This window comes from Pseudomonas sp. XK-1 (genome assembly GCF_038069885.1).
Taxonomy (GTDB): Bacteria; Pseudomonadota; Gammaproteobacteria; order Pseudomonadales; family Pseudomonadaceae; genus Aquipseudomonas.
The window spans coordinates 109,004-125,150 of the sequence record NZ_JBBPES010000009.1 but is presented as its reverse complement, the minus strand read 5'-3'; the positions used below and the strand labels follow the sequence as shown (position 1 = coordinate 125,150).

At 62.4% G+C, this 16,147-nt stretch carries 12 protein-coding genes and 4 tRNA genes; 9 read left to right on the top strand and 7 right to left on the bottom strand.

The window, feature by feature from the left end:
- The first annotated feature begins 103 nt into the window (after positions 1 to 103).
- The 4 genes from WMW70_RS20865 to WMW70_RS20850 all read left to right on the top strand — a co-directional run bounded on the left by WMW70_RS20865 (position 104) and on the right by WMW70_RS20850 (position 503).
- Positions 104 to 179: transfer RNA gene (locus WMW70_RS20865), tRNA-Glu, on the top strand.
- Between the two features lie 27 nt (positions 180 to 206).
- A tRNA-Gly gene (locus tag WMW70_RS20860) sits at positions 207 to 282 on the top strand.
- 43 nt (positions 283 to 325) lie between these two features.
- Positions 326 to 401 (top strand) — tRNA-Glu (locus tag WMW70_RS20855).
- A gap of 26 nt (positions 402 to 427) precedes the next feature.
- Positions 428 to 503, top strand: a tRNA-Gly gene (locus WMW70_RS20850).
- A 255-nt stretch (positions 504 to 758) separates the two neighbouring features.
- On the opposite strand, the gene WMW70_RS20845 is transcribed toward WMW70_RS20850, so the two are convergent.
- On the bottom strand, positions 759 to 1,169 hold the full coding sequence (locus WMW70_RS20845; RefSeq protein WP_325509650.1) for a PA2817 family protein: 411 nt from the start codon (positions 1,167 to 1,169) through the stop codon (positions 759 to 761).
- 70 nt (positions 1,170 to 1,239) lie between these two features.
- The gene (locus tag WMW70_RS20840; RefSeq protein WP_341439383.1) at positions 1,240 to 3,687 is read right to left on the bottom strand and encodes an acyl-CoA dehydrogenase; all 2,448 of its coding nucleotides are present in this window, start codon (positions 3,685 to 3,687) and stop codon (positions 1,240 to 1,242) included.
- A gap of 468 nt (positions 3,688 to 4,155) precedes the next feature.
- Here WMW70_RS20840 and WMW70_RS20835 point away from each other — a divergent pair, with 468 nt between their 5' ends.
- The 4 genes from WMW70_RS20835 (at position 4,156) to WMW70_RS20820 (ending at position 10,101) form a co-directional block, all read left to right on the top strand.
- Positions 4,156 to 5,088 carry an ABC transporter ATP-binding protein gene (locus WMW70_RS20835; protein WP_341439382.1) on the top strand — a complete coding sequence of 311 codons (933 nt, stop codon included), beginning with the start codon at positions 4,156 to 4,158 and terminating at the stop codon, positions 5,086 to 5,088.
- 11 nt (positions 5,089 to 5,099) lie between these two features.
- The gene (locus tag WMW70_RS20830) at positions 5,100 to 5,879 is read left to right on the top strand and encodes an ABC transporter permease (RefSeq protein ID WP_341439435.1); all 780 of its coding nucleotides are present in this window, start codon (positions 5,100 to 5,102) and stop codon (positions 5,877 to 5,879) included.
- 125 nt (positions 5,880 to 6,004) lie between these two features.
- Complete coding sequence (locus WMW70_RS20825) at positions 6,005 to 7,036, top strand: efflux RND transporter periplasmic adaptor subunit (protein ID WP_341439381.1); 1,032 nt, start codon at positions 6,005 to 6,007, stop codon at positions 7,034 to 7,036.
- Complete coding sequence (locus tag WMW70_RS20820) at positions 7,033 to 10,101, top strand: efflux RND transporter permease subunit (protein WP_341439380.1); 3,069 nt, start codon at positions 7,033 to 7,035, stop codon at positions 10,099 to 10,101. The genes WMW70_RS20825 and WMW70_RS20820 overlap by 4 nt, the downstream gene beginning before the upstream one ends.
- Positions 10,102 to 10,320: 219 nt before the next feature.
- Here WMW70_RS20820 and WMW70_RS20815 read toward each other — a convergent pair whose 3' ends face one another.
- Positions 10,321 to 11,328, bottom strand: coding sequence for an NADP-dependent oxidoreductase (locus WMW70_RS20815; RefSeq protein ID WP_341439379.1), 1,008 nt, complete (start codon positions 11,326 to 11,328; stop codon positions 10,321 to 10,323).
- 226 nt (positions 11,329 to 11,554) lie between these two features.
- On the opposite strand from WMW70_RS20815, the gene WMW70_RS20810 reads away from it, so the two are divergent.
- Complete coding sequence (locus WMW70_RS20810; RefSeq protein ID WP_341439378.1) at positions 11,555 to 12,316, top strand: SDR family oxidoreductase; 762 nt, start codon at positions 11,555 to 11,557, stop codon at positions 12,314 to 12,316.
- 128 nt (positions 12,317 to 12,444) lie between these two features.
- Here the strand turns inward: WMW70_RS20810 and cysB are convergent, their stop codons facing one another.
- The 4 genes from cysB to WMW70_RS20790 all read right to left on the bottom strand — a co-directional run bounded on the left by cysB (position 12,445) and on the right by WMW70_RS20790 (position 16,021).
- The gene (gene cysB / locus WMW70_RS20805) at positions 12,445 to 13,419 is read right to left on the bottom strand and encodes an HTH-type transcriptional regulator CysB (RefSeq protein WP_341439377.1); all 975 of its coding nucleotides are present in this window, start codon (positions 13,417 to 13,419) and stop codon (positions 12,445 to 12,447) included.
- A 117-nt stretch (positions 13,420 to 13,536) separates the two neighbouring features.
- Positions 13,537 to 14,037 carry a universal stress protein gene (locus WMW70_RS20800; RefSeq protein WP_341439375.1) on the bottom strand — a complete coding sequence of 167 codons (501 nt, stop codon included), beginning with the start codon at positions 14,035 to 14,037 and terminating at the stop codon, positions 13,537 to 13,539.
- 120 nt (positions 14,038 to 14,157) lie between these two features.
- The gene (locus WMW70_RS20795) at positions 14,158 to 15,063 is read right to left on the bottom strand and encodes a 5'-nucleotidase (RefSeq protein ID WP_341439374.1); all 906 of its coding nucleotides are present in this window, start codon (positions 15,061 to 15,063) and stop codon (positions 14,158 to 14,160) included.
- Between the two features lie 10 nt (positions 15,064 to 15,073).
- The gene (locus WMW70_RS20790; protein WP_341439373.1) at positions 15,074 to 16,021 is read right to left on the bottom strand and encodes a putative 2-dehydropantoate 2-reductase; all 948 of its coding nucleotides are present in this window, start codon (positions 16,019 to 16,021) and stop codon (positions 15,074 to 15,076) included.
- Positions 16,022 to 16,147: the final 126 nt, after the last annotated feature.

Below are 16,147 nucleotides of genomic sequence, written 5' to 3'. Positions count from 1 at the left end.
ACGGCTACTGCAAGGCTCCATAGAATGCGCGCCACTTCGTAGCGCAATGCCTTAGGGCCTAACCTGCGAAAGCCGGAATAAAGTGGCATATATTCCGGGCAGTGTCCCCTTCGTCTAGTGGCCTAGGACACCGCCCTTTCACGGCGGTAACAGGGGTTCGAGTCCCCTAGGGGACGCCACTTCTTAAAGAAGTGGGTTGTTATAAAGCGGGAATAGCTCAGTTGGTAGAGCACGACCTTGCCAAGGTCGGGGTCGCGAGTTCGAGTCTCGTTTCCCGCTCCAGATTAAGGGCATCTGCTTCGGCAGATGGCCGACAAGTTCCAAGGTCCCCTTCGTCTAGTGGCCTAGGACACCGCCCTTTCACGGCGGTAACAGGGGTTCGAGTCCCCTAGGGGACGCCATTTTTGTTGTAGATACAGGCTGTATTGCGGGAATAGCTCAGTTGGTAGAGCACGACCTTGCCAAGGTCGGGGTCGCGAGTTCGAGTCTCGTTTCCCGCTCCATATAAACAAAAACGCCGCTCACTGAGCGGCGTTTTTGTATCTGCAGTTTTTGCATCACATAAAGAAGCCCGCCGGTAGATGCCGTGCGGGCTTTTTGTTATTTGGTTCGGGTGCTAGGACGTGTTTTCGATCTTGCGAGCTAGAGTCCTACAAGGCAAAAACAGGCGAGGAAGCGGAGTTTACGTCTGTAAATGAGCATTCCGAGCCTGTTTTTAACGCAGTAGGGCCGACGCGCAGCAGATCGTAAACAGGTTCTTAGTGCTTGCTGCCCTGGGCGGGCATCGCCAGCAACTGCTTTTCCTGATTCCAGTCGAAGGGTTCGTCGTTCTCCTGGGCGTAGAAACGGCGTTCTTCGAGGGTCTGGTACATCTCGATTTCTTCGTCGGGCATAAAATGCAGGCAGTCGCCGCCGAAGAACCACAGCAGGTCGCGGGGTACCAGGTGGGCGATTTGCGGGTAACGCTGGAAGATCTGGCTGATCAGGTCCTGGCCCAGGTAGAGGCTGGCTTCCGGATCGCTCGGCAGGTCGCTGAGCAATTCGTCGTAGCGCTCCAGGTACATGGCATGGCTGTCATCGAGAATCTGCTCGGCTTCGCCAAGGGCCACCAGAATGGTGCGCAAGTGGTTGAGCAGGGCGAGGTGGTGGTCGATGTGGGCGTTGGCCATGGGGCAATCCTGTAGGTAAAACGGGCGCGCAAGTATAAGGCTCGCGTCGCCCGCTGTCCTGTCTGCCTGCCTAGCGGACTTTCCCTGCCCCCAACGTCAATTCCTCCTTGGCGAAGTCGTCGACATCGATCACCACTCGGCGCGCGGCCTCGGCCTGCTGCAGCGCGTGGCCTTCCTCGTCGCTCAATACCCCGGCGCTGACCGCGGCCTCGATCAGGCTTTGCCCTGGCAGTGCCTGCACCTGGTCCGCCTTGACCGCCTTGTGCAGCTTTTTCTGCAGCGGTTGTGCTTCGCGCAGCAGGTTCATGGCGTATTGCAGGGCACCCACCGGGTCCTGTTCGGCTTGCGGGCGGTAGCAACCTTCGAGCAGCTCTTCCAGGGCCGGGTCGCCGCTGTTGCGGCCGATGATTTCGGCCATCTGCGCGTCCAGTTCGTCGCAGGGGCCTTTATGGCGACGGCCGAAGGGCAGGACCAACACGCGCAGGGCGCAGCCAAGCAGTTTGTTGGGGAAGTTGCCGAGCAGTTCTTCCAGCGCCTGTTCGGCCTTGCCCAGGCTTTCTTCCACGGCCCAGCGCAGCATGGGCTGGGAATGTTCCGGGTAGCCCAGGTCGTGGTAGCGCTTGAGCGCCGCCGAGGCCAGATACAGGTGGCTGAGAACATCGCCCAGGCGTGCGGACAGGCGCTCGCGGCGTTTCAGTTCGCCGCCCAGCAACATCATGCTGGTGTCGGCGAGCAGGGCGAAGGCCGCGGCCAGGCGATTGAGGGCGCGGAAGTAGGGGCGGCTGATGCGGTCCCCCGGTACCTGGCTGAAGACGCCCAGGCCGAGGCTGAGCACCAGGCTGCTGGCGGCGTTGCTGACCGCGAAGCCGATATGCTGCAGCAGCAGTGAGTCGAACTCCTGCAGCGCCTGGTCCTGGTCTTCGCGACCGGCCAGGGCCATTTCCTTGAGCACATAGGGATGGCAGCGAATTGCGCCCTGACCAAAGATCATCAGGTTGCGCGAAAGGATATTGGCCCCCTCCACGGTGATAAAGATCGGCGCACCCTGCCAGGAGCGGGCCAGGTAGTTGTTGGGGCCCATGACGATGCCCTTGCCGCCGTGCACATCCATGGCGTGGCTGATGCATTCGCGGCCACGCTCGGTCAGGTGGTACTTGAGGATGGCCGAGAGCACCGAGGGTTTTTCGCCCAGGTCCACTGCGTTGGCAGTGAGGATGCGTGCACTGTCCATCAGCCAGGCGTTGCCGCCGATCCGCGCCAGGGCTTCCTGAATGCCCTCGAAGGCGGCCAGCGGTACGTTGAACTGCTCGCGGATCTGGCTGTACTGGCCGGTGGTCAGGCTGGTGAACTTGGCGGCACCGGTACCGACTGCCGGCAGGGAGATGGAGCGGCCCACGGACAGGCAGTTCATCAACATCATCCAGCCCTTGCCGAGCATCTCCTGACCGCCGATCAGGTAATCCAACGGGATAAACACATCCTTGCCGGAGTTGGGGCCGTTCATAAAGGCCGCACCGAGGGGCAGATGGCGACGGCCGATCTCCACCCCGGGCGTTTCGGTGGGTACCAGGGCCAGGCTGATGCCCAGGTCTTCTTCTTCGCCCAGCAGGTGCTCGGGGTCGTAGGCCTTGAAGGCCAGGCCGAGCAGGGTGGCGACCGGGCCGAGGGTGATATAGCGCTTTTCCCAGTTCAGACGCAGGCCGATAACTTCCTCGCCTTGCCACTGGCCTTTGCAGATGATCCCGGTATCCGGCATGGCACCCGCGTCGGAGCCGGCCAGAGGGCCGGTGAGGGCGAAGCAGGGGATGTCTTCACCGCGGGCCAGGCGCGGCAGGTAATGATCGCGCTGGGCGTCTGTGCCGTAGTGCAGCAGCAGTTCGGCCGGGCCCAGGGAGTTGGGTACCATCACGGTGGAGGCCAGGTCGCCGGAGCGGGTGGCCAGCTTCATCGCTACCTGGGAGTGGGCGTAGGCGGAAAAGCCCTTGCCGCCGTATTGCTTGGGGATGATCAGGGCGAAGAAACCGTGTTCTTTGATATGTGCCCAGGCCTCGGCGGGCAGGTCCATCTGTTGGCCGATTTGCCAGTCACTGACCATGGCGCAGAGGGCTTCAGTTGGGCCGTCGATAAAGGCTTGTTCTTCCTCGGTCAGTTGCGCCTTGGGGTAGGCGAGCAGGGTGTCCCAGTCTGGGCGGCCGCTGAACAGCTCGCCATCCCACCACACGGTGCCAGCCTCGATGGCGTCACGTTCGGTGGCCGACATCGGCGGCAGCACGCGCTTGAACCAGGCGAACAGCGGGGCGCTGAACAGGCTGCGGCGCTGCTCTGGCAGGGCCAGGGGCAGTGCCACGGCCAGCAGGACCAGCCAGAACACGGCCATCAGCCAGACGGGGGCATGACTGAAAATGCCCATCAGCAGCAGGTAGCCGGCTGTTACACCGAGGGCGGTCCAGGGCGGCGTGCGGCGGTGGGCCAGATAGGCCACGCCAAGGACCAGAACGAGTAACCAGATAACGAGCATGAGAATCCTCCGTGATGGCAAGGTGCCGATTACACCTTAACAAGCTTAGCCGCCGAGGGTGACGACAAGCGCGGTGAGCTTGGCCGAATCGTCGTGACATGGGCACGATCAGCCCCCTGGACTCTAGCCACAGTCCTGCGGGGTGCCTGATACGTGAACACCTTATGCCCGGCCGCTTCCTCGATAGTGACCACCCTGCGCTTATGGAGTTCGCCGAAATCCCTCGGCGTCGGTCGATACATCAGCCGGTTCCGGTCTATATATCGACGGGGCTGATAAGCACCATCGGAAACTGCCGGGTTTATTCTGCGTCGGGCGCTGGTAGGCTGCTGCCCGGCTTTGGGCGCAGCAGTTTTTCCGCAAGCAGGCTGCTGTGGAGCTGTTCCAGGCGCTAGACTTGGGCCACTTCGCGCTGTGTGGCGCAGCCCTCTTGAATTTCTTTCTACCTGATCAGGTGCGCGCATTTTTATGAGTACCGCTCTGTCCATTCGCCAGTTGACCAAGACCTATGGCAACGGCTTCCAGGCGCTGCACGGCATCGACCTGGACGTGGCCGAAGGCGATTTCTTCGCCTTGCTCGGCCCCAACGGTGCCGGCAAATCCACCACCATCGGCATTCTCTCCACCCTGGTGACCAAGACCAGCGGCACCGTCAACGTGTTCGGCCATGACCTGGACACACAACCCTCGGCGCTCAAGCGCTGCCTCGGCGTGGTGCCCCAGGAGTTCAATTTCAACCAGTTCGAGAAGGCCTTCGACATCGTCGTGACCCAGGCCGGTTATTACGGTATCCCGGCAAAAATCGCCAAGGCGCGCGCCGAGCAGTACCTCAATCAGCTCGGCCTGTGGGGCAAGCACAATGTGCCGTCGCGCGAGCTGTCCGGCGGCATGAAACGCCGCCTGATGATCGCCCGTGCCCTGGTGCATCAGCCGCGCCTGTTGATCCTGGATGAGCCTACCGCCGGGGTCGATATCGAACTGCGTCGCTCGATGTGGAGCTTTCTCACCGAGCTGAATCAGCAGGGCATCACCATTATCTTGACCACCCACTATCTGGAAGAGGCCGAACAGCTGTGCCGCAATATCGGCATCATCGACCACGGCCGAATCGTCGAAAACACCAGCATGAAGACGCTGTTGAAGACCCTGCATGTGGAAACCTTTCTGCTCGACCTCAAGGAATCGCTGCTGGTTGCGCCGCAGTTGATTGGCTACCCGGCGCAGTTGCTCGACGGGCATACCCTGGAAGTGCAGGTGGACAAGGCTCAGGGCATTACCGAGCTGTTCCGTCAGCTGGCTCTGCAGAATGTCGAGGTGCTTAGCTTGCGCAATAAAACCAACCGCCTGGAGGAACTGTTCGTCTCCCTGGTCGAGAAGAATCTGGCGAAGGTGGCGGTATGAGCACGGCTTATCTGAACTCCGAATTCACCGCCAACATGGTGGCGCTGCGTACCATCGTTTACCGCGAAATCCGCCGCTTTACCCGCATCTGGCCGCAGACCCTGCTGCCGCCGGCGATCACCATGGTTCTGTACTTCGTGATCTTCGGCAATCTGATCGGCAGCCAGATCGGCGACATGGGTGGCTTCACCTACATGGAGTACATCGTGCCGGGGCTGATCATGATGTCGGTGATCACCAACTCCTACGGCAACGTGGTGTCGAGTTTCTTCGGCAGCAAGTTCCAGCGCTCCATCGAGGAGCTGATGGTCTCGCCGGTGTCGCCGCATATCATCCTTACCGGTTATGTGATCGGCGGTGTGCTGCGCGGCCTGGCGGTGGGTTTTATCGTCACCTTGCTGTCGCTGTTCTTCACCAAGCTGCAGGTGCATCACCTGGGTGTGACGGTGCTGGTGGTGTTGCTGACCGCGACCATCTTCTCCCTGGGCGGCTTTATCAACGCGGTGTTCGCGCGCAACTTCGACGATATTTCGATTATCCCGACCTTCGTGCTGACGCCGCTGACCTACCTGGGCGGGGTGTTCTACTCGATCACCCTGCTGCCGCCGTTCTGGCAGACGGTGTCCCTGGCCAACCCGGTGCTGCATATGGTCAATGCCTTCCGCTATGGCATTCTCGGGGTGTCCGATATCCGTATCGGCGTGGCCATCGGTTTTATGCTGGTCGCTACTGCGCTGCTGTATGGCGTGTGCATCCGCCTGCTGGTCAGCGGCCGCGGGATGCGTCAGTAACAGCAGGCACCCTCTTCGGGGGAGGGCTGCATGCGACACCTAAAACAAAGGGAAACATTTTTTAACGGCAGAGTGCCGCGGCCTGGCCGTTAGACTCGGCCGCTACAAAACAATAGGGGTTGTATATGTTTTCCCGTCCGCAGGCGTTTTTCTGTTCGGCCTTGTGGCTGCTCGTCGTGGCTGCTGCGCCGGTCGTGGCCAATCAGGGCCCCCTGGTGGAAGTGGTACAGGCAGAGAAAACCCTGGTGCGTGACGAGCTGATCACCTTCGGCTCCCTGCGTTCGGACGAATCGGTGATGATCCGCCCGGAAATCGCCGGTCGCCTGGCCACCCTGCATTTTCGCGAAGGGCAGAGCGTCGAGGCTGGTACCCTGCTGGTCAGCCTGGACGATGCCATCGCCCGCGCCGAACTGGCCCAGGCCAGGGCCAACCTGAACCTGGCGGAAAGCAACTTCCAGCGTGCGCAGATGCTGTTCAAGCGCGGAGCCAGCAACGCCCAGGCCCTGGATGAAGCCAGCGCCCAGCAGCAGGCAGCCCGCGCGACCCTGGCGCTGTCCCAGGCGCGCCTGGACAAGACGCGGATTCTTGCACCCCATACCGGGGTCTTGGGCCTGCGCCATGTCAGCCCCGGCGATTACCTCAGCGAAGGTCAGGATATCGTCAACCTGGAGGTGCTCGATCCGCTCAAGGTGGAGTTCCGCATTCCGCAAAAGGCCGTCAGCCAGATCCGTCTCGGCCAGCCCATCGAAATCGGCCTGGACGCCTACCCCGGCGAGCGTTTTGCCGGCGAGATCTTCGCCATCAACCCCCGCCTGGACGAAGCCGGGCGCAGCCAGGCGATTCGCGCCCATATCGATAATGCCGAGGGCCGTCTGAGCCCCGGCCAGTTCGTCAAGGTCACGGTGATTCTCGCCGAGCGCCCCGAGGCCCTGGTGATCCCGGAAGAAGCGGTGATGCCGATGGGCGAGCGCTTGCTGGTCAACCTGGTGGTGGACGACAAGGTCGAGCTGCGCGAGGTCAAGCTGGGCAAGCGCTTTGACGGCAAGGTCGAGGTGCGCGAAGGTCTGGTCGGCGGTGAAGTATTGATCAGCGCCGGCTGGCAGAAGGTACGCGAGGGCCTGCCGGTGAGGATCAAGGTGGTGGAGCCCGCACCATGACCCTGTCGGATATCTGTATCCGCCGACCGGTATTCGCCACCGTGCTGTCGCTGATCGTGGTGTTGCTCGGGCTGATGGCCTACGACCGCCTGAGCGTGCGCGAATACCCGAATATCGATGTACCCATCGTCACGGTCAACGTCAGCTATCCCGGGGCCAGCCCGGAGATCATGGAGTCCCAGGTCGCCCAGCCGATCGAGGATGTGTTGTCCGGCATCGAGGGGCTGGACTTCGTCAGTTCCATCAGTCGCTCGGAAAACACCCAGATCACCGCCCAGTTCAGGCTGGGCTCCAACAGTGACGAAGCGGCCAACGATGTGCGCGACCGCCTGGGCCGGGTGCGTGGTCTGCTGCCGGATGAAATCAGCGAACCCATCGTGCAGAAAGTCGAGGCCGACGCCCAGCCGGTGATCTGGCTGGCGTTCTACAGCGAGCGCTACAGCGCCATGGCGATCACCGACGTGCTGGAGCGGGTGATCAAGGACCGACTGCAGACCATCCCCGGGGTCTCCGAGGTGCAGGTGCGTGGCGGGCGTACCTTCGCCATGCGCATCTGGCTCGACCCGGAAAAGCTCGCCGCGCACAACCTTACCGTGCAGGACGTGGAAGATGCCCTGCGCCGGCAGAATGTGGAGATTCCCGCCGGGCGCATCGAGTCGCAGCAGCGCGAATTCACCGTACTGTCGGAAACCGACCTGAACACCCCGGAGCAGTTCAATCAGCTGATTCTTGACGACTCCCAGGGTTACCTGCTGCGTCTGGCGGATGTTGGTTATGCGGAAATTGCCGCTCGCGACGAGCGCAGCATCGTCCGCTACAAGGGGCAGCCGGCCGTGTCCATGGGCATGATCAAGCAGGCCACTGCCAACCCGCTGGATATCTCCGACGGCCTGGCCGCGGCCATGCCCGACGTACTGGCGCTGCTGCCGGAAGGCATGCATATGCAGGTGGCCAACGACAGCTCGCTGTTTATCCGCGAGTCGATCGACAACGTGTTTATTACCATCTGGGAGGCGGTGGCGCTGGTCATCCTGATCATCTTCATCTTCCTTCGTTCGATGCGCGCCACCCTGATTCCGCTGGTGACCATCCCGGTGTCGCTGATCGGTGCCTTCGCCCTGATGAGCCTGATGGGCTTCACCATCAACACCCTGACCCTGCTGGCCATGGTGCTGGCGATCGGCCTGGTGGTGGATGACGCCATCGTCATGCTGGAGAACATCCACCGGCATATCGAAGACGGCATGGCCCCGGTGCAGGCGGCGCTCAAGGGCAGCCGCGAGATCGCCTTCGCGGTGATCGCCATGACCCTGACCCTGGCCGCGGTATTCGCCCCCATCGGCTTTATGCAGGGCACCACCGGCAAGCTGTTCACCGAGTTCGCCTGGACCCTGGCCGGCGCGGTGCTGGTCTCGGGTTTCGTCGCCCTGACCCTGACCCCGATGATGTGCGCGCTGCTGCTCAAACCGCACCAGGCCGGCGAGCGGCACAACCGCCTGTACAACCTGATCGAAGACTTTCTCAACGGCCTGACCTACAGCTACAAGCATTTGCTGGCCCGGGTGCTGAGCGCCTGGTGGCTGGTGATCACGGTGCTGCTGGGGACTCTGCTGGCCTGTGCGCTGCTGTTCTCCGGGCTCAAGTCCGAGCTGGCTCCCACCGAGGACACCGGCACCATTATCGGCGTATTCAATGGCCCGGACGGGGCCACCATCGACTATACCGGCCGCTATGCGCGGCAGATCGAGGCGGCCTACGACAGCATTCCGGAAACCAACCGCTACATGGTCATCGCCGGCTTCCCCACGGTGGCCCAGGGCATTTCCTTTATGAAACTGGAGGACTGGGGCGAGCGCAGCCGCAGCCAGTTCGAGATCCGCAACGAGCTGCTGCCCAAGCTGCAGGATATCGCCGGGGTGCGCGCCTTCCCGGTCAACCGTCCGCCGCTGGGGCAGAGTGCGCGCAACCAACCGGTCAATTTCGTGATTCGTTCGTCCATGGAGTACGCCGAGCTGCAGGGCTATGTCGATGAGTTGCTAGGCCAGCTGCGCGACTATCCCGGACTGGAGAGCCTGGACAGCGACCTCAAGCTCAATGCGCCGCAGCTCAAGGTGACAATCAACCGCGAACAGGCGGTGGCGGTCGGCAGCGACGTGGCGACCATCGGCCGCAGCCTCGAAAGCCTGTTCGGCAGCCGCCAGGTGACGCGCTTCAAGCAGAACGGCGAGCAGTACGACGTGATGGTGCAGTTGCAGGGCGTCGACCGCAGCAACCCGCAGGACCTCGACCGCGTCTATGTGCGCGGCCGCGACGGCGGCATGGTGCAGCTGTCCAACCTGATCGAGGTGCGCGAGACCGTGGCCCCGCGCGAACTCAATCACTTCAACCAGCTGCGGGCGGTGACCGTGAGCGCCAACGTCGGCTCCGGCTACACCCTGGGCGAAGCCCTGGCGCACCTGGAAAGCACCGCGCGCGGGGTGTTTCCGGCCGAGACCCAGTACGACTACACCGGCACCTCGCGGGACTTCAAGGAGTCCAGCGCCGGTATCGGGCTGATCTTCGCCCTGGCCCTGGCCTTTATCTTCCTGGTGCTGGCGGCGCAGTTCGAGAGCTTCAGCGACCCGCTGATCATCCTGTTCAGCGTGCCCTTGTCGATGGCCGGGGCCTTGCTGGCCCTGACCCTGTTCGGTGGCACCCTGAATATCTACTCGCAGATCGGCCTGGTAACCCTGATTGGCCTGATCACCAAGCATGGCATCCTGATCGTCGAGTTCGCCAACGTGCTGCTGCGTCAGGGCCATGAACTGCGCGATGCGGTGATAGACGCATCGGTTCAGCGTCTGCGACCGATCCTGATGACCACCGGGGCCATGGTACTGGGCTCCTTGCCCCTGGCGATCGCCAGCGGTGCGGGGGCGGAAAGCCGTCAGCAGATCGGCCTGGTAATCGTCGGTGGCCTGCTTGTCGGCACCTTCTTCACCCTGTTCGTGATTCCGACCCTGTATCTGCTGCTGCGCCGCTGGCGGCCGATAAGGAAGGAAGCGCCTGAGGCTGTGGCCGCCTGACACTTATAGGCGGCTGGGCGGCACTCCGCCATGCCCGCGATGTTTTTAACCGGCGATACCTTATTGCGGGCATGGACTCGACCTTAAGTCGACGTAGGATGGGTTGAGCGAAGCGATACCCATGCTGCCATGATGGGTTACGCCACTCCGGTTTATGCAGTCTTGCCGGGTCACTCTTTTGGTGGCTAACCCATCCTACGATTCGGTTAGGCTGTGGCGCTACTCGACCTTAAGCACCAACTTGCCGAAGTTCTCGCCGCTGAACAGCTTGAGCAGGGTTTCCGGGAAGGTCTCCAGGCCTTCGACGATATCTTCCTTGGACTTCAGCTGGCCGCTGGCCAGCCAGCGGCCCATCTCCGCAGCCGCTTCGGCGAAGCGCGGGGCATAGGTCATCACCACCATGCCTTCCATGCGTGCACTGTTGACCAGCAGGTTGAGGTAGTTGGCCGGGCCCTTGACCGCCTGCTTGTTGTTGTACTGGCTGATTGCGCCGCAGATGATCACCCGTGCCTTGAAGGCCAGGCGGGTGAGCACGGCATCGAGAATGTCGCCGCCGACGTTGTCGAAATACACGTCCACGCCTTTCGGGCACTCGCGCTTGAGACCGGCGATCACCTCTTCGTTCTTGTAGTCGATGGCCCCGTCGAAGCCCAGCTCGTCGATCAGAAACTTGCACTTGTCCGCGCCGCCCGCGATGCCGACCACGCGACAGCCCTTGAGCTTGGCGATCTGCCCGGCAATGCTGCCCACCGCGCCGGCCGCGCCGGAGATCACCACGGTCTCACCGGCTTTCGGCGCGCCGACATCGAGCAGGGCGAAGTAGGCGGTCATGCCGGTCATGCCCAGGGCAGACAGGTACAGCGGCAGTGGTGCGCGTTTCGGGTCGACCTTGTAGAAGCCCTTGGGCTCACCGAGGAAGTAGTCCTGCACGCCGAGGGCACCGTTGACGTGGTCGCCGACGGCGAAATCCGGGTGTTGCGAGGCGATCACCTGGCCGACGCCGAGGGCGCGCATCACTTCGCCGATGCCGACCGGCGGGATATAGGATTTGGCATCGTTCATCCAGCCGCGCATGGCCGGATCGAGGGACAGGTAGAGGTTCTTCACCAGGATCTGCCCGGGGCCGGGTTCGCCGATGGCACTTTCCACGTAGCTGAAGGTGTCGCGGCTGGGCAGGCCGACCGGGCGTTGGGCAAGAAGAAATTGGCGATTCAGGTTGGCAGTCATGGTCGTTACTCGGTGAGCGGAAAGACTTGTGATAGCCCCTGCAGGGCCGATCGGCAAGGTTTGCCCTTGGGCCGAATGGCAGTCAATCCATTAGGGTGATAGCAACCCCGGGCTCTTAATCATTATTTTGCATGGAGCCATAACCGCTGCCCGAATAGTGCTGCCGCCGGTGGCACTGCTCTGACTAGACTCGGCGCAGACTTTCACGCCTTGCGAGGACACACAGATGAGTTTGAGCTTTTCCGGCCAGGTTGCCCTGGTCACCGGCGGCGCTGCCGGTATCGGCCGTGCGACCGCCCTGGCGTTCGCCAACGAAGGGATCAAGGTGGTGGTTTCCGATGTCGACGTGGCGGGCGGCGAGGGCACTGCCGAACTGATCCGCGCCGCTGGTGGACAGGCCACCTTCGTGCGCTGCGACGTGACCCGCGATGCCGAGGTCAAGGCCTTGATGGATGCCACGGTCGCCGCCTACGGTCGTCTGGACTATGCCTTCAACAATGCCGGTATCGAGATCGAGAAGGGCAAGCTGGCCGATGGCAGCGAGAGCGAATTCGACGCCATCATGGGCGTCAACGTCAAAGGTGTGTGGCTGTGCATGAAACACCAGATCCCGCTGCTGCTGGCCCAGGGCGGCGGTGCCATCGTCAACACTGCATCGGTTGCCGGCCTCGGCGCGGCCCCGAAGATGAGTATCTACGCGGCCTCCAAGCACGCGGTAATCGGCCTGACCAAGTCGGCGGCAGTGGAGTACGCGAAGAAGAAAATCCGCGTCAACGCGGTATGCCCGGCGGTGATCGACACCGACATGTTCCGCCGTGCCTATGAAGCCGATCCGAAGAAGGGCGAGTTCGCCGCCGCCATGCACCCGGTCGGGCGCATCGGCAAGGTCGAGGAAATCGCCACTGCGGTGCTCTACCTGTGCTGCGATAACGCGGCCTTCACCACCGGCCATGCCCTGGCAGTGGATGGCGGCGCGACCGCGATCTGATCGGGTTGGCGCCATGCAAAAGGGCAGCTTCTAGCTGCCCTTTTGCATGGTTATGTGAGTGGTAACGGTAGGGTGGGCGGGGCCGCCTAGGCCGTGCGCACCAAGAGCCCGCGCAGGAATGCACGGCCTTAGTGAATCGGTAGCTCAAACCCTTCGAACAGCTCCTCCAGCTCGGCCTTGGTATGGCATTGCACGGCCTTGGCCAGCACGTCGCGGGTCAGGTGTGGGGCGAACTTCTCGATAAAGTCGCACATAAAACCGCGCAGGAAGGTGCCACGACGGAAGCCGATCTTGGTCACGCTGGCTTCGAACAGTTCGCTGGCATCCAGCACCACCAGATCCGGGTCGAGCTTGGCGTCGACTGCCATTTTGGCCACGATGCCCACGCCCAGACCCAGGCGCACATAGGTCTTGATCACGTCGGCATCGGCGGCGGTAAACACCACTTTGGGCGTCAGCCCGCGATGGCTGAAGGCTTCGTCCAGCTTGGAACGACCGGTAAAACCGAACACATAGGTGACAATGGAGTATTCGGCCAGGGCTTCCAGGGTCAGCTTCGGCAGCTTGGTCAGCGGGTGGCCCTGGGGCACGACTACGCAGCGGTTCCAGCGGTAGCAGGGCATCATGATCAGGTCGTTGAACAGTTCCAGGCCTTCGGTGGCGATGGCGAAGTCGACGGTGCCGTCTGCGGCCATTTCGGCGATCTGCATCGGCGTACCCTGGTGCATATGCAGTGCGACATCCGGGTATTGCTTGATAAAACTGCTGATCACCGGGGGCAGGGCGTAGCGCGCCTGGGTATGGGTGGTGGCAATCGACAGGGTGCCTTTCTTCTCGTTGGAGAATTCCTGGGCAATCTGCTTGATGCTTTCGACCTTGCGCAGGATTTCCCCGGCGGTGTTGATGATTCGCTCGCCAGCCGGTGTCACCCGGGTCAGATGCTTGCCGCTGCGGGCGAAGACTTCCACGCCCAGTTCGTCTTCCAGCAGGCGGATCTGTTTGCTGATGCCCGGTTGCGAGGTATAGAGGCTCTGCGCTGTGGCGGATACGTTGAGGTCGTGATGCGCGACTTCCCAGATGTAGCGCAGTTGTTGAAGCTTCATAAAAATCCCTCAAGGCTGGTCGGGGCCGTTCAGGTTACCGGCATGTTTTTATATAACCATATTAATGGGTAGAGCCTTAAATCTAGACCAGATATTTGGATGTGCTGTTTTATTCACCTAAAGCTCCCCGCGGCTGCGATGCTGCAGCATGGGCACCAGGTATACCGGCGCTTCGGCGAGCTGAACCAGACGCGATGCCGTGCGCCCCAGAGGGATGTTCATATCCGTGCCGTGGCTGTGGCTACCCAGGACCAGCAGGTCCACCCCAAGTTGCTGGGCCTGTTCGAGAATCACCAGTGGCGGGTCGCCCTGCACCACCCGTACCGCCTTGATCAGATCAAGGTCCTGGCAGGTCTCGCCGATCTCGTCGCGAAAGCCTTCCAGTACCCGTTGTTCGATGCTGGCCATGACCGTGCTCAGGCCATTCTTGCGCAGCTCCTTGAGCCTTTCCTCGTCCAGATAGGTTTGCAGCACCGACTCGGCAAACAGGCCCATGGGCTCCACGGCATGGACCACATAGAGATTGGCATTGAAGGCGCGGGTCAGCGCCAGCGCATGTTGCAGCACATAGGGGGCATAAAGACCCAGGTCGGTTGCGTAAAGAATCTTGCGGATCATCCGGCCTCCTTGACTGCCTGAGGGATGGGCCTGATTTGAGCTTAGCAGCGCCTTTGATAAGTCCAAGAAAGCGCCGCTATTGAGGACGAATGGTTATATACGCAGGCCGTCTGCTGGCGCTCAGGATTGCGGTTCGTTACTGACGCCATGGGGCACATGACCGGTGGCGACCACCTCGCGGGCCTTTTCGCAGTGGCCGGCCTGGTCGTCGAAGAACACGTCGGCCCCGAAGGTTTCCAGGATCGCGGCTTTTTCCAGGCCGCCGAGGAAGAAGGACTCGTCCAGACGGATATTCCATTCGCGCAGGGTGCGGATCACTCGCTCATGGGCCGGGGCCGAGCGAGCGGTGACCAGGGCGGTGCGAATCGGGCACTGTTCTTCCGGGAACTCCTGCTGCAGGCGGTGCAGGGCGGCGAGGAAGGGTTTGAACGGGCCGCCGCCGAGCAGTTCGCGGGCCGACTGCCGCTCGTGGCTCTGGAACGCTTCCAGGCCGGCTTGCTGATAGACCCGCTCGGACTCGTCGGAGAACAGCACGGCATCGCCGTCGAAGGCGATGCGCAGTTCGTTGCTGGCCGCGCGCCGGGCACCGCCGGAGAGGATGGTGGCCGCGCCGAAACCGGCACGCAGGGCGCTGCGCACGTCTTCGGCGTGGGTTGAAAGGAACAGGTGACAGCCGAAGGCGGCCAGATAGGGGTCGGGACTGCGACCGCCGACAAAGGCGGCGCGGGAGATACCCAGGCCATAGTGCTGAATCGAGTTGAAGGCGCGCAGGCCGGTGTCGGCGCTGTTGCGCGAGACCAGGATCACCTCCACCCGTTGTTGCTGCAGGGCGCTGTTAAGCGCCAGGAGTTTTTCCACCAGAGGAAAGGCGTCGCCCGGGGCGAGGATTTCGTCCTCATGCTCGATCTGGTACTGGCGGTAGGCCGCGACGCCCTGGCTTTCATAGATGCGGTGGCTTTCACTGAGGTCGAACAGCGCCCGCGAGGAAATCGCCAGCACCAGCTTGTCGCCTAATCCCTTGCTCATGGCGTTGCTCCTATCGCGGGCGTTGTTCGAGAAAGCGCAGGGCCTGGTAGAGCATCTCGCTGCGCGGCATGGCGCAGCCTGCCTGGGCGGCGGCGGCCAGGGGCGCGGCGTAGATGGCGGGCAGTTCCATGGGCCGCTGCAGGGCAAAGTCGTGGTACATGCTCGGCAGATAGTCGGGCATACGATCGGTGGCGGCCAACAGCTTGCCGGCAAACCCGGGTGGCAGTTGATGGCCACAGGCGCTGGCGGCGTCTACCACTTCCTGCATGATCGCCTCGATCAGCGCGCGGCTGTCGGTATTGCCCATCAGGGCTGTGGTGTCGCTGTTCAGCAGCACGGCCAGGCCGTTGTACGGCAGGTTCCACACCAGTTTCTGCCAGCGTGCCTGGTCCAGTTCGGCCATGGCGCTGGAGTCCAGGCCCGCCTGTTTGAACATCGAAACGCCCATCTCGAGGATCGCCTGGGGGCTTTCGCCAGCGTCACTCGGGCCCGAGTGGTAACCCAGATTGATCGCCCCCAGGGCCTGGTGCTCGATCACCCCCGGGGCGCTGCGGTGTACGCAGATATAGCAGAGGCCGCCCAGCAGATGCAGGCTGTCCGGCAGCAGCGGGCGTAGTTCCTCCTCGACCCCCAGGCCGTTCTGCAGCAGCACCACCTTGGCCCCGGGTGCGGCGGCCTGGGCAATCGTTGGGGCCAGTTCGGCATTGCTGGTGGTTTTCGCGCCCACCAGCAACCAGTCGCAGGCGGGCATCTCGGCGGCGTTGCGGTAGGCCTGCACCGGTTGCAGGCTCAGGGCACCATGCACGGCACTGTTCAGCTGCAGGCCCTGGCGGGCCACCGCATCGAATTCGCTGCGCAGCAGAAAGTGCACGTCGAAGCCGGCACGGGCCAGCATCAGGCCATAGAAACCACCAATGGCACCGGCACCGATAATGCCGATACGGGGAGAGGCATTCATCAAGCAAGCTCCTCAGTTGGGCGCGACAGGGGATTGTCCAGCGCCAGTGTTAAGTCGACGCAACGCAGCTGTATCGGGGCTGCGTCATAAAAGTATCGCCATGGCATCCATGGCAGTCGGCTGCGC